The organism is uncultured Cocleimonas sp., assembly GCF_947495625.1.
Taxonomy (GTDB): domain Bacteria; phylum Pseudomonadota; class Gammaproteobacteria; order Thiotrichales; family Thiotrichaceae; genus Cocleimonas.
In genome coordinates, this window is the sequence record NZ_CANLZW010000023.1 from 33,371 (window position 1) to 46,662 (window position 13,292).

Sequence of the window (13,292 nt, forward strand, 5' to 3'; positions counted from 1 at the left end):
TTAAATCACCCCCGTACTTTAAGGGGTTTATTTGGTATCTGCTTCGTTTTCAAACCAGCCTTTCACTTCATCAAAGAATGATTTTGCCTTAGTACCCCAACCATGCTGTTGCGGACTGTGCTTCTCGCCACCTTTTTCAAGTGCAGCCTGAAACTGCTCAAGTAACTTCTTTTGTTTTGAGGTTAGGTTGATCGGAGTTTCTACGTCGATACGACATAACAAATCACCTGTCATACTACTGCGCACAGACTTAACGCCTTTGCCACGCAAGCGGAAAACTTTAGCTGTTTGTGTTTCAGCAGGAATTTTTAAACTGACTTCACCCCTTAACGTTGGTACGTTTATATTTCCACCTAAAGCAGCTTGTGTAAATGGAATCGGCATCACACAGTGCAAATCATTTCCATCACGGGTAAAAATCTCATGCTCTTTAAGGTGCATTTGAACATAAAGATCGCCTGATGGACCGCCATTTATGCCAGCTTCACCTTCGCCACTTAAGCGAATACGATCGCCCGTATCAACGCCTTCCGGAATTTTAACTTCGAGTGTTTTCTTCTGCTCTACACGACCTTCTCCATGACAATCATCACATGGATCTGAAATAACGGTTCCCGCACCATGACAATGAGGACAGGTTTGTTGTACCGAGAAAAAGCCTTGCTGAATTCTGACCTGGCCTTGTCCATGACAGGTACCACAAGTTTCTGGATGACTGCCTTCTTTCGCACCACTACCGTCACAAGTCTCACACGTTTGTTTGCTTGGTACGCGAATGTCTACGCTTGTTCCGAAGACTGCTTCTTCTAAGGTAAGTTCTAGATTGTATTGTAAATCACTACCTCGATAAGCAGCAGTTCCGCCGCCTCCGCCACCACGTGATCCACCGAAGATATCTTCAAAGATATCACCAAATCCACCAAAGCCAGAACCGCCACCACCGAAACCGCCGCCTTGTGAGCCATCAACACCAGCATGACCAAATTGGTCATAAGCTGCGCGTTTTTGTGAATCAGAGAGGATTTCATATGCCTCTTTGATTTCTTTAAATTTTATTTCTGCTTCATGATTATCAGGGTTTCTATCAGGATGAAATTTCATAGCCATGCGGCGATATGCTTTTTTCAGATCTGCTTCGCTACAACTTTTTGAAACACTCAAAATTTCGTAATAACATTGTTTGGACATGATGAAACCTTTTTTCTTTAAACTATATAAACAATAAATGTGCTGCGCTTAAACTAGAACCACTTAAAACAGAACCGTTTAAACCGAGTTTGTAAAACCAGTAGAACGCTAAAACAAAATAAGGCGCAAAGGTTAAAAACCTATGCACCTTATGTGTCTACCCACCTCTTAAATTAAAGTATTAAGAGGCATTTTTTGCGTTTTACTTCTTTTCGTCTTCTGCATCAACTTCTTCAAACTCAGCATCAACAACATCGTCATCTTCTGCAGAAGCTTGCTCACCTTCTGGTGCTGCACCTGCTTCGCCGCCTGCTGCAGCTTGAGCTAGAGCACCTGATGCTTCCATCAACTCTTGAGATTTCTTCTCAATCAAGTCTTTGTCATCACCTTTAAGTGCTTCTTTAAGTTCTTCAACTAATGCAGTGACTTTAGTCTTCTCTGCTTCATCAACCTTATCACCGTATTCTGCTAAAGACTTCTCAGTTGCGTGTACAAGACCATCAGCCTGATTACGTGCATCAATTAACTCACGCGCTTTCTTATCTTCTTCAGCGTGTGCTTCAGCATCTTTAACCATTGCATCAACTTCTTCGTCACTCAAGCCAGATGAAGCTTTGATCTGGATAGATTGCTCTTTGCCAGTCGCTTTATCTTTTGCCGATACGTTCAAGATACCGTTTGCATCGATGTCTAAAGTAACTTCAATTTGTGGCTGTCCGCGTGGTGCAGGTGGGATGTCAGTTAAGTCGAAACGACCTAGTGACTTGTTACCCGTTGCCATTTCGCGTTCACCTTGAAGTACATGTACTGTTACTGCATTCTGATTATCATCTGCAGTTGAGAACACTTGCTGTGCCTTTGTAGGAATAGTTGTGTTCTTCTCAATAAGCTTGGTCATTACCCCGCCCATTGTTTCAATACCTAGTGATAAAGGTGTTACGTCAAGAAGTAATACATCTTTAACATCACCACCTAATACACCACCTTGAATCGCTGCACCAACTGCTACTGCTTCATCAGGATTAACGTCTTTACGTGGCTCTTTACCAAAGAAGTCCGTTACTGCTTGCTGAACCATTGGCATACGTGTTTGACCACCAACCAAGATTACGTCGTTGATTTCAGATCCTTTTAGACCAGCATCTTTCAGTGCAACTTTACAAGGCTCGATAGTACGCTTAACTAAATCTTCAACCAGTGACTCTAACTTCGCACGAGTAAGTTTAACGTTTAAGTGCTTAGGTCCAGAAGCATCAGCGGTGATGTAAGGAAGATTCACATCAGTCTGAGTTGCAGATGAAAGCTCAATTTTCGCTTTTTCTGCAGCTTCTTTTAAACGTTGTAGCGCTAATGGATCGCTATGTAGATCAACACTATTGTCTTTCTTAAACTCGTCTGCAAGATAGTCGATAAGACGCATATCAAAGTCTTCACCACCAAGGAATGTATCACCATTGGTTGCTAGTACTTCGAACTGGTACTCGCCGTCGATCTCTGCAATTTCGATGATTGATACGTCAAACGTTCCACCACCCAGGTCGTAAACAGCAATCGTGCTATCGCCTTTCGCCATTTTATCCATACCGTAAGCAAGTGCTGCGGCAGTTGGCTCGTTGATAATACGCTTAACATCTAAACCAGCGATTTTACCCGCATCTTTAGTTGCTTGACGCTGTGAGTCATTGAAGTATGCAGGAACAGTAATAACTGCTTCTGTTACTGACTCACCTAAGTAAGCTTCAGCATCTTTCTTAAGTTTTTGAAGGATACGTGCTGACACCTCAGGAGGTGACATCTTCTTACCATTCGCTTCTACCCATGCATCGCCGTTATCAGCTTTCATGATTTTGTATGGCACAAGCTTAATATCTTTTTGTACCGCTTCTTCTTCAAAAGTACGACCGATTAAACGCTTGATTGCATAAAGCGTGTTTTCAGGGTTCGTTACTGATTGACGCTTAGCTGGCTGACCTACTAATACTTCGTCGTTTGCAAATGCAACGATCGAAGGCGTTGTGCGATCGCCTTCAGCGTTCTCGATAACTTTAGGCTTGTCACCTTCCATTACTGCGACACAGGAGTTTGTGGTTCCTAAGTCAATTCCGATTATTTTTCCCATGTTAATTCTCTCTTAAATGTGTTTATTACTGTCAATAACTTTGGACTGAATATTGTGTCAATCTAGAGTTACGTTAATATCAAAAAATGTTGTAATAAATGTGTGGTTATTTGTTTATTTATCAAGGTTAAAATCAATAAAAAATCCACATTTATTTTATTTCTTTATTTGTTACCTAGTCAGATACACTTTTCGTGTTACTGAATAAGGCAGTCAAAATAACTATTTAGTTTTTAGCAACCATTACCATTGCAGGGCGAACCAGACGACCATTTAAGGTATAGCCTTTTTGCATAACCGCACTGACATGATCATTCTCATATTCTTCGCTCGGCTGCATTGCCATTGCCTGATGCAGATCAGGATTAAATTTTTCACCCAATGGATCAACAGCAATAACATTAAACTTTTCCATTGCCGCTTTTAGGACATTCATGGTTAAGCCAATACCTTCGCGAATCTGTTCAACTTCACCTTCTACCGCATACCCCATTTCCAGGCTGTCAGCTACGGGTAAAATTTCTTCCACAAATTTCTTTACCGAATATTTATGCGCATCTTCAACCTGCTTTTCACAACGCTTACGTAAATTGTCCATCTCAGCTTGAATTCGCAGTGCCTTATCCCAGTTATCATTGGCTTTGGCTTCTGCTTCTTCCAGCTTCTGTTGTAAAGATTCTATGGTGACTTCTTCAGCGCCATTGGGCATCTCGGCAGATGCTTCTTCTTGCTGATTAACATCGTTTTCTACGATGTTATCAACATTGTTCTCGACGTTATTTTCCATATTATCTTGGTTACTATTATTTTCAGATTCGCTCATGAGCTATCGACCTAATATTTGTTTGTGTTTAATAAATTTTAATAAAGCTTTAATTCACTTAATGTGCGATAAAAAGTGGGGATTCTAAGTAATAATTCAAGGAAATTTTATTGTTTTTTGCCTTTCTCGAATAATTTTATTTATTCAGCGCAGCCGAAAGAAGTTTAGCAGTGATATCAACCACTGGAATCACGCGATCATAATGCATCCGTTTAGGACCAATAACACCCAAAACACCAATGTGAGTATCATCAATTTGATAAGGTGCAGTAACGACACTGCAATCACCAAATACTTCGTGACCTGACTCTCGACCAATGAATATTTGAACACCATCTGCCGTCATACAACGATCCAGCATATTCAGAATATCTCTTTTCTCGTTGAAGGCATTGAATAGCTGACGTAGTTTTGTGACATCTGACAAATCATCATAATCCATTAGATTGGTTTGACCTGCTACGACATAATCATCCTGAGTAACTTCTGTCATACCAGAGACCGCTTGCTCGCCCAGATCAATGGCAGATAACATCATTGCATTCATATCCGCTCGCACTTGCTTCATTTCATTTAATAGAGCCGCACGCGCCTGAGCCAGGTCTTTACCCACTAAAACTTCATTTAGATAATTACTGCTTTGCTGTAAATCAGAACTGGATATTTCTCGATCCATCGTAATCATGCGGTTCTCGATATCGTTATTCGACATCACCAACACAACCAGTATTTGAGTTTCTGAAAGTTTGAGAAATTCTATTTTACGAATCGCACGCGCTTCCATTTGCGGCGCCATCACGATACCTGTCAATTGGGTGAGCCCGGATAACATGGTTGAGGCCGACTGAATTAAATTGGCTGAAGATCGATTATCTAATTGAATTTCCAGGGTCTGACATTCTTGCTCAGCCAAAGGTGTAACATTCAATAAGGAATCAACGAATAAACGATAACCTTGTGAAGTCGGTACTCGGCCCGCAGAAGTATGTGGTGCATGGATATAGCCTGCATCTTCCAGAGACGCCATGACGTTTCTGATAGTAGCCGGACTTAAGTCCAAACCGCTACGTTTTGCTAACAAAGTCGAGCTGATCGGCTGACCATCAGAAATATAGCCTTCGATTAAGACTTTTAATAAGTGTTTGGCACGATCGTTTAGATCACAGGCATCTTTTGACATAAGCTTAATGATGATGTTTTTTTATAAGTTTTCAACCCTAAATGAACCGTTTAATTTAGTCACCCCCCTACTTATACGGCTTTTTTTATTAATCCAACCAAACAGCTGGATAAAAATTGTACACTTGAATCTGAGTTCCAGTCCTTTCATCTTATTCAATATTGATAAATAAAACCCTTATGAGAAAATCAAAAAACTAAATGAATGATAACAATAAGGCAAAAAACAAGGTAACCAAAGTGATTAAAGTAGCTCATATATCTACAGGTCTAGAAACGGGTGGCGCAGAAGTTCAGCTGCTACGTTTATTGACTGATATCGATAAAAGTAAGTTTGAAATGATCGTCATTTCCTTACATAACGAAACCTATCTTGCGGATAGAATTCGTGAACTTGGTTTGCCTGTTCATTCATTACAGCTCAAAAAGAACCCATTAAATGTACGCAAAGCGTATTCAATCCTAAAAGAATTCAATCCAGACGTGATTCATGGAACCATGTATGAAGGCGGCGTTGTTGGCACACTATTCAACAAATTTCTGCCGAAAAAACCACCGGTTATCTGGACTGTTCATGAGCCTTTAGAGCATTACGACAAAGAGCCAATTCGCAAACGTTTACAACTGCGTACCTGGGGGCTCATCTCAAAATTACCTGCGTGTATGATGTATGTTTCAAACCTGAATAAAGAACAACACGTTGCCTGGGGCTTTAATAACGAAAAATCAATTGTTATTCCGAATGGCGTCGACACCAGCAAATGTTTTCCTAATCGCCCTGCCGGACTTAAAGTTCGTCATAGCCTTATGATTCCTGATGATGCTTTCGTGATTGGCAAAATAGCGCGTTTCCATCGCCAGAAAAATCATATCGGCTTTATGCATTCTGCAGCTATGCTGGCAAAGACTCAGCCGCATGTTCATTTTATGCTGGTAGGCACCAATGTCGATGAAAATAACGAAGAATTAGTCAACTTACGAAAAGAGCTTGGGCTTGAAGGCAAAGTACACATGCTAGGAAATCGCGAAGATATTCCTGATGTAGTGAATGCATTTGACCTTGCAACGCTTACCTCTTTCGGCGAAGCCTTCCCACTTACATTAGGTGAAGCGATGGTATCTGGCATACCGTGCGTAGCGACTGCAGTGGGTGATAATGACTATATTATTGGTGATACTGGCCTGATTACTCCTATTGGAGATGATGAAGCAATGGCTGAAGCGTGGCAAAAAATGGTAGAAATCAAAAAAGAGACACCTGACACCTATGCCCAAATGGGACAAGCAGCTAGACAGAGAACCTTAGACAATTTCACACTGGAACAACAAGTGAAGCAGCACGAAGATCTTTATCGGAATTTATATAACAACAATAATGCTTCAGAATCTGATCTGATTGCCGAGTCTTAATTGGCCATTACTCCCTTTTAGATGCTTGCAAATTATACGCTTACGGTTACAGGTTGTAACTCACTACTCGAAGGTATCCACAAAGCATCGGTAAGCGATGGCTGTGTCGAATTAGTATTCACCAAAGATGGCGAAACGATTCGTAAAGCGAGTTTGGCGGCAGACAGAAGATCACTAAGTCGTTCGCTACAATTGACGCATGAGAAAATAGAGCGCATTTGTTCAAGACTTGGCATCAATGAATCTGACCTCGAATACGATCGCAGCCCCTTATCCAAAGCTGATAAGTTGATTTATAAGCTGCTATTTTTGAAGAAAATCCTATTCGAAACGTTTATCCCAACTCAATGGGTAATCGTTTACAAGCAAGCTCATGAAACCAAATGGCACAAAATCATTCCTGATCCGACGCTGTTTCAAGCCGATCCTTTTGTGGTTTTCAAAGACGATAAATACTACGTGTTTTATGAAGAGCTAAAGTTTGAGGATTATCGCGGCTACCTTTGCGCGGCCGAACTCGATATTGAAAACAATCGCTTAATCAATGACAAAGTCATTCTAGACTTTGACTATCATTTGTCTTTTCCTAACGTATTCCTGGAAAACGGCACGTACTACATGATCCCGGAAAGTGAAGAGAATAATAGCGTCGATTTATTTGAGTGCACTTCATTCCCCTATGAATGGAAAAAGAAAAAAACCTTAATCGAGAATGTTGGAGCAGTTGATAGCACGCCTTTAAAAATTAACAATACCTGGTATTTGTTTACTTCAGAAGGACAAACTGCAGCTGACTATAACGATGAATTATCCATTTATAAATCGGCAGATTTATTAAACAGTCCTTTTCAAAAGCTCTATGACGAACCTGTTATTACTGATGTAACAAAAGCCAGAATGGCTGGGAATTTTATCCAGAAAAATGGCGAATTAATTCGAGTGTCTCAAGATTGCGCTAAACGATACGGACATCAAGTCCAACTCAACAAAGTCATCCAGATTGAAAATAGGTACATTGAAGAACCGCTAGAAACAATTACTCCGACTCAAGGCGCAATAGGCATCCACACTTATAATCAAGATCATGACCTGATTATTGCCGACATGGAAATAGCGCGTTTTGACATCTATTCTTTAAAGCGTTTTGTTGGTGGCAACCTTAAGCGTATTTTTGAAATCATTATAGATACCGTTATGCGAAACAAAGGCTCATAAAAATAGCTAAAATACCCCTGCTTTTCGTTGGAATGTTTGTCAATAGAATGACTATTCACTGCACTTCCCGCCTCAATCAGCAATATTTTCTCTAATTTTTAGTTTCGCCTTAGTTCCGGACAACGGAATCTGGGCAAGAATAATGCCCGCGAAGATTAAGCCAAAGCCCATTACCATGCGCATGGTGAGTTCTTCATCAAGCAACCAAACTCCACCAATAACGGCAAACACAGCCTCTAGCGATAGAATCAAAGCCGCGTGATGCGAAGGTACAGATCGTTGTGCAAATACCTGAAGCGTATAGGCAACCGCTACGGATGCTACGCCGCCATAAAGTAATTCTAACCACCCACCTTTTACACCGACAAGCACTTCAGACCAAACCGTCTCATCAAACAGAAAGACCGCAAACAGTGACAACACACCACAGGTATAAAACTGCACAATGGATAAACGTAGTGGATCGTAATACTTCACGGCTTTTTCAATCAGAATAATATGTACTGCCCAAAAAATAGCAGAGGCTAACACCCAGTAATCACCGACATTAATCGAGTTAAACTCGCCCCCTTTTATCGATAATAGATACAATCCAGCAATCGCTAAAATGGCGGCAGGCCATATCTGAACGGCAAGCTTATGCCCTGAAAAAGATAGAAAAATAGGCACTAACAGAATATAAATAGCCGTTAAAAAGCCCCCCTTACCCGCCGTTGTTTCAACAATGCCAACCTGTTGCATCAGGGCACCAAAGGTCAGAACCACACCCATGGCTATTCCCATGATATAACCACGTCGATCCAGACGAGCACCACCAAACCATCTAAGCAAAAACACCAAACAGGTAGCACCTAGAACAAATCGAATTGCACTAAACATATACGGGCTGAGATGATCCATCCCGGTTTTTTGTGCAACAAAGGCAAAGCCCCATAAAGCAGCGGTAATTATCATCAAGAAATTACCGGTAAGGGCTGATCGATTCTGTGTCATTACTCTCTTATTCTCTCTTCTTTTGCGCTTTTACGTTAATATAGGCCAACTTCTACTGAAGCCAGCATATTTAAGATACATGTTTACGCGACATTTTTAATGTATCGTAGTTTAGTGATTTAAAAAGAGACCTGCATGAAAAACTTCTCAACGATTGGTATTTTTTCCAAAGACAGTGATGACCGCGTAAAAGCGACGCTTACAACACTTCATGATTTTCTGCTTAAAGAAAAGTTTACGGTTGTCGCGGAAAAAAATGCGGCCCAATACCTAAACATTAATGCTATTGATACTGAAAAATTTTGCGACTGTATTGATCTCGCTATCGTGGTTGGCGGTGATGGCACTTTACTGAAAGCAGGACGTTTACTTGCGGATAAAAATGTACCTGTTATTGGCATTAATCTGGGACGATTAGGTTTTCTGGTCGATATTTCCCCCAATGAAATCACCAAACAATTAAGCCACATGCTGAAAGGCGAATACACCTTAGAAACACGTTCTTTGCTGTATGCAGAAGCCTTTAGAGGCGATAAAAGTCTGGGTGGCAGCATTGCCTTCAATGATGTTGTACTTCATGTGAGAAATGACATCCGCATGATTGAATTCACAACGCATATCGATGATAAATTTGTTAATACCCAACGCGCTGATGGAATCGTGGTAGCAACACCGACAGGCTCGACAGCCTACTCATTATCAAGTGGTGGACCAATTCTTCATCCGAGTTTAAACGCCGTCGTACTAGTCCCGATATGCCCGCACACATTGAGTAATCGCCCCATTGTGATAAGCAATGACAGCCTGATCAATATCAGCATGGAGGAAAGCCGAGACGTTGATGCGCGCGTATCTTTTGATGGCCAATCCAATATTGAATTAAAAGCCGGCGATAATGTGGTGATTCGTCACAAATCTCATCAACTTCAATTAATGCACCCTAAAAATTATGACTATTATCATATCCTTAGGACTAAATTAGGTTGGAGTGTTAGACCAGACAAATACTAGTTAGAAAATAAAGCCACCCCCCTACTTTGAGGTGTTTTTTTAACGATTCATACTAATTCTATCTATCTTATTTTTCGGCTAGAAGCTTCTCTATAGTCGCTTCAATCTGATTCGCTTGCGCAGTGTTTTTATGCGTTTCGCCAATATAACTGGCACGCACTCGACCTTTTTTATCAACGATATAATAGGCTGGCCAGTAACGGTTATTCATCGCACGCCAGTATCCCATATCATTATCAACCATCACTGGATTGGTAATTTTAAATTGTTTTATTTTCGCCTTGATATTGGCGTGAATTTTTTCATGGTCAAACTCAGGCGAGTGAATACCGATGATTTGAAAGCCTTTGCTTTTATATTTGTTTTCTATGCCGTGCAACCAGGGAAAGGAACGATAGCAATTCCAGCAATCGAACGTCCAAAAATCAACCAGAGTAACTTTACCTAACAGATCTTTTTTTGTGAGTGGTTTCGAATTCAACCACTCTTGCGCAGATTTTTGTGTAAATTCAGGCAAAGCATAAGCATCTTTAGCCTGAGCAGGGAGAGCAAAAAACATCACAAATACTGCAAATAAAAAACGATTTCTTAGGTCTTTAAAAAGTTGCATCTGTAAAACTCCCACGTATTTAATGATTCAGTGTGTTTAGATTTTGGTTCAGAACAAGGCACTTTCGAATACGAAAGTAACGCTGTGCTGGGGCAAAAGATGAATACACTGAACTATTAAATCATTCGGTGGTGTCTTTACCCCACTCAATACTATTAAACGCGGCCATCTGCTCTTCAGATGCTTTTTCCTGAAATTTATCTTTAAATTCGTCATACGGCATGCCGTAAACAATTTCACGCGCCTGATCATAATCGATCTCTTCACCACGTTCTTTTGCTTCGCCCATATACCATTTAGATAGGCAGTTACGGCAAAAACCCGCCATATTCATCAAATCAATATTCTGTACATCGGTACGTTTTTGAAAATGCTCCAGGGTTTTGCGCCAGGCTGCTGCTTCGATTTCTAATTGCGTTTGTTTATCCACGATAAATCTCTCTTGAAAATATGTAAGGGTTAATTTAAGAATGATAGCCGAAATAAATACAATTATCTCGGATGTAGAAAAAAGGCCTTTAAGTAGGGGGGTGACTTTTTATAACTGATTATGACCAATCCAGATGTGGCGCTTCATTCAATAAAATATTGTAATGCTGCTTCACTTTTTTCATATCAATGTGATTGAGTAAAGATGAAAAAGCGAGATAACTTAGTAGGAAACGTTTATCGCTTGCCCATGGTGGTAAATATTTTGGTTTTTTGCACAGTCCTTCTTTCACTAACTGACCAAGTACAGTGATATCTTCCAAATCAAGCTTGCCACAAAATATCAAAGGAAAACAATCTACACGTTTAGTATCAACAATAGCACGCAAGAAGCTATGCATCCGCAAGAGACCATCCAGATATACAATATCCTTTGTAAAAGGAGCACCGCCGGTTATTACGCCTCCTCTGAACACTCGTCGGGCGTTTTCGTAAGCTTGTTCCTCATTATCCAGCCGGTTTTCGAAAAACCTAAATACCTCGATAAAGTCTGCACCATCAATCGCCATTTGAATGCCCAGCACTCGATCAGATAGACGACGCATTCGATCTAAATCCATCGTTCCGGTAATGAATTCTGCAAATACAGCCAGGCCTTCCTGGGTGCGGGTTGTTCCTGCATGACTAGCGCCAAGCATGGGTAATAAATCTTGTTCTATACCGTTTAGAGAAGTGGCAACATGGATATGCGCCTCGTGATTTATCAATTGTAATACATCACGATCGGTAAATTTTGCACCTCGACGAATCTGAATGCTTTTAGAGCTTGCCAAGGCATTTGCGGAGAGATCATCAACAATCAAAATTTCTGGCGCATCGCTAGCGAAGGTTTTCTTTACCTCCTTTAACATTTTTTCTGCAACATCATCTGCGGAGCGATCTGCATTAGCAGGAGCACCCAAATCAATATCGGAAAAAGATTCTAGCAGCTTCTCAAATTTTTGTGCCAGTGCCAGCGATGTTGTCATCCCATCTGTTAGAGGGTCTTTTGGCGCACCATATAACTCACGTGAATATTTATAAAATTGCTCTGTACCAGAAGCGCTTAACATCAAAGCACTTCCTGCAATATCCTGAGCCTGGCGATTCAGCCATTGGTCCACAACAGTATCACCCAGCTCTGACTGAATTGATGATATTTGCATCAATACATTATGTGGTTCAAATCTTGGGTATTCTATTTCTGGTAATTGCTGTGCTTTATTTCTAAAAAACGTTTCGCGAACCTCAATAGGCCAACTAATATGCTTAAGAATTCGTATTTCTGTAGAAGCCTGATAGAGGCGTGAACTCAAATCTGAGATTCGCTGATTAGACTTATTCATAAATTATGACTCATATTTTCCAGTAGATTAAAAAGAGAATAAAAAACCGCCATAAGTAGGGGGGTGACTTTTACTTTCTATGAACCCGTTGTTTCGATTTAAAGAAGTAATGGCTATACAGAAATCCGACAACCAGGTTCTCATTCGTTTCAACCATCGGCGAATCATCAAACGTTGCGCCGTCAATATTCTCATAACGTAAAAAACCAAGGAGTAAACGCTTACGGTTATTAGACTTCAGCGTCAACTGTAAACGCGATCCTGAATAACCGCTGGCGGTTGAATAAGCGGCTCTGTTTGACGTCACATCAGCCGTACCCACGCCGTAATAAATATCATGATAATCAGAATTACCAAATTGCGGCCCTAAAGAAACACCTGCAATCCATGAATTGTCGGCAAATGCCAAGTCGCGATGATAGGTCAAATGCGGGGAGAAATTGAAACCACGACTATCGAAACCATTTTCTCCAATTTCGACAATCGCTCGAAGGGGTAAATTCAAATGCAATCGACTGTTATCCGTTTCACCTAACAGCACCTCAAAAGAGGGACCGAACTCGACAATATTTCCGATATCATCCATACCTTCACGCAGATCAACATCATCACTCTCAATCTGAGCATTGAAATCCATACTGATATCTAATTTTGCGCGTTTATTTTTAAATAGTTGCGCACGCACGCCATCATCATCTGACTTTAAGATGTCGCCACGATAAACAGGCACGGGGATTGGCAGCAAAATAACACGCGATTGTTTAGTACCCGTGTAGTACGACTGATGCACTGCGCCCAAGCCTAAACCTAACTCCCAAAGGGGCAATCCTTCTTCGTCTTTATCCGTCTCTGCGCTTGCTGTAGCGCCAACCACGAGAATTACCGTGAGTATAAACATCTGAAATATTGTGAAAAACTTCATCGTTTGCC

Annotated in this window: 12 protein-coding genes; 3 read left to right on the forward strand and 9 right to left on the reverse strand. The window is 40.9% G+C overall.

Features of this window, described 5'->3' with window-relative positions:
- Positions 1 to 27 precede the first annotated feature (27 nt).
- The 4 genes from dnaJ to hrcA form a co-directional block, all read right to left on the reverse strand.
- Complete coding sequence (gene dnaJ / locus Q1A31_RS13470; RefSeq protein ID WP_299877533.1) at positions 28 to 1,188, reverse strand: molecular chaperone DnaJ; 1,161 nt, start codon at positions 1,186 to 1,188, stop codon at positions 28 to 30.
- A gap of 202 nt (positions 1,189 to 1,390) precedes the next feature.
- On the reverse strand, positions 1,391 to 3,307 hold the full coding sequence (gene dnaK, locus Q1A31_RS13475) for a molecular chaperone DnaK (protein WP_299877536.1): 1,917 nt from the start codon (positions 3,305 to 3,307) through the stop codon (positions 1,391 to 1,393).
- A 226-nt stretch (positions 3,308 to 3,533) separates the two neighbouring features.
- Positions 3,534 to 4,130 (reverse strand): nucleotide exchange factor GrpE, encoded by a 597-nt coding sequence (gene grpE / locus Q1A31_RS13480; RefSeq protein WP_299877539.1) that lies wholly within the window; start codon positions 4,128 to 4,130, stop codon positions 3,534 to 3,536.
- A 136-nt stretch (positions 4,131 to 4,266) separates the two neighbouring features.
- Positions 4,267 to 5,310, reverse strand: a complete 1,044-nt coding sequence (gene hrcA, locus Q1A31_RS13485) for a heat-inducible transcriptional repressor HrcA (protein ID WP_299877542.1) — start codon at positions 5,308 to 5,310, stop codon at positions 4,267 to 4,269.
- Between the two features lie 200 nt (positions 5,311 to 5,510).
- Between hrcA and Q1A31_RS13490 the strand changes: the two genes are divergently transcribed.
- Together Q1A31_RS13490 and Q1A31_RS13495 are read left to right on the forward strand one after the other, a co-directional pair.
- Positions 5,511 to 6,719 carry a glycosyltransferase gene (locus Q1A31_RS13490; RefSeq protein WP_299877545.1) on the forward strand — a complete coding sequence of 403 codons (1,209 nt, stop codon included), beginning with the start codon at positions 5,511 to 5,513 and terminating at the stop codon, positions 6,717 to 6,719.
- Between the two features lie 21 nt (positions 6,720 to 6,740).
- Positions 6,741 to 7,934 carry a hypothetical protein gene (locus Q1A31_RS13495; protein WP_299877548.1) on the forward strand — a complete coding sequence of 398 codons (1,194 nt, stop codon included), beginning with the start codon at positions 6,741 to 6,743 and terminating at the stop codon, positions 7,932 to 7,934.
- A 72-nt stretch (positions 7,935 to 8,006) separates the two neighbouring features.
- Here the strand turns inward: Q1A31_RS13495 and Q1A31_RS13500 are convergent, their stop codons facing one another.
- Positions 8,007 to 8,927 carry a DMT family transporter gene (locus Q1A31_RS13500; protein ID WP_299877551.1) on the reverse strand — a complete coding sequence of 307 codons (921 nt, stop codon included), beginning with the start codon at positions 8,925 to 8,927 and terminating at the stop codon, positions 8,007 to 8,009.
- Positions 8,928 to 9,062: 135 nt separating this feature from the next.
- On the opposite strand from Q1A31_RS13500, the gene Q1A31_RS13505 reads away from it, so the two are divergent.
- On the forward strand, positions 9,063 to 9,938 hold the full coding sequence (locus tag Q1A31_RS13505; protein ID WP_299877557.1) for an NAD(+) kinase: 876 nt from the start codon (positions 9,063 to 9,065) through the stop codon (positions 9,936 to 9,938).
- A 67-nt stretch (positions 9,939 to 10,005) separates the two neighbouring features.
- Here Q1A31_RS13505 and Q1A31_RS13510 read toward each other — a convergent pair whose 3' ends face one another.
- From Q1A31_RS13510 to Q1A31_RS13525, 4 genes are all read right to left on the reverse strand, one after another.
- Positions 10,006 to 10,548 carry a redoxin family protein gene (locus tag Q1A31_RS13510; protein WP_299877560.1) on the reverse strand — a complete coding sequence of 181 codons (543 nt, stop codon included), beginning with the start codon at positions 10,546 to 10,548 and terminating at the stop codon, positions 10,006 to 10,008.
- A 121-nt stretch (positions 10,549 to 10,669) separates the two neighbouring features.
- Positions 10,670 to 10,978, reverse strand: a complete 309-nt coding sequence (locus Q1A31_RS13515) for a DUF1244 domain-containing protein (RefSeq protein ID WP_299877563.1) — start codon at positions 10,976 to 10,978, stop codon at positions 10,670 to 10,672.
- Positions 10,979 to 11,096: 118 nt separating this feature from the next.
- Entirely contained in the window at positions 11,097 to 12,362 is a 1,266-nt protein-coding gene (locus Q1A31_RS13520; protein WP_299877566.1) for a flavohemoglobin expression-modulating QEGLA motif protein, read from the reverse strand.
- Between the two features lie 70 nt (positions 12,363 to 12,432).
- Positions 12,433 to 13,284, reverse strand: a complete 852-nt coding sequence (locus tag Q1A31_RS13525; RefSeq protein ID WP_299877569.1) for a MipA/OmpV family protein — start codon at positions 13,282 to 13,284, stop codon at positions 12,433 to 12,435.
- Between the last annotated feature and the right edge of the window lie 8 nt (positions 13,285 to 13,292).

Bases quoted from the DNA above. Each gene is read 5' to 3' on its own strand.
- dnaJ (WP_299877533.1), bottom strand. From the start codon at position 1,188: ATGTCCAAACAATGTTATTACGAAATTTTGAGTGTTTCAAAAAGTTGT.
- dnaK (WP_299877536.1), bottom strand. From the start codon at position 3,307: ATGGGAAAAATAATCGGAATTGACTTAGGAACCACAAACTCCTGTGTC.
- grpE (WP_299877539.1), bottom strand. From the start codon at position 4,130: ATGAGCGAATCTGAAAATAATAGTAACCAAGATAATATGGAAAATAAC.
- hrcA (WP_299877542.1), bottom strand. From the start codon at position 5,310: ATGTCAAAAGATGCCTGTGATCTAAACGATCGTGCCAAACACTTATTA.
- Q1A31_RS13490 (WP_299877545.1), top strand. From the start codon at position 5,511: ATGAATGATAACAATAAGGCAAAAAACAAGGTAACCAAAGTGATTAAA.
- Q1A31_RS13495 (WP_299877548.1), top strand. From the start codon at position 6,741: ATGCTTGCAAATTATACGCTTACGGTTACAGGTTGTAACTCACTACTC.
- Q1A31_RS13500 (WP_299877551.1), bottom strand. From the start codon at position 8,927: ATGACACAGAATCGATCAGCCCTTACCGGTAATTTCTTGATGATAATT.
- Q1A31_RS13505 (WP_299877557.1), top strand. From the start codon at position 9,063: ATGAAAAACTTCTCAACGATTGGTATTTTTTCCAAAGACAGTGATGAC.
- Q1A31_RS13510 (WP_299877560.1), bottom strand. From the start codon at position 10,548: ATGCAACTTTTTAAAGACCTAAGAAATCGTTTTTTATTTGCAGTATTT.
- Q1A31_RS13520 (WP_299877566.1), bottom strand. From the start codon at position 12,362: ATGAATAAGTCTAATCAGCGAATCTCAGATTTGAGTTCACGCCTCTAT.
- Q1A31_RS13525 (WP_299877569.1), bottom strand. From the start codon at position 13,284: ATGAAGTTTTTCACAATATTTCAGATGTTTATACTCACGGTAATTCTC.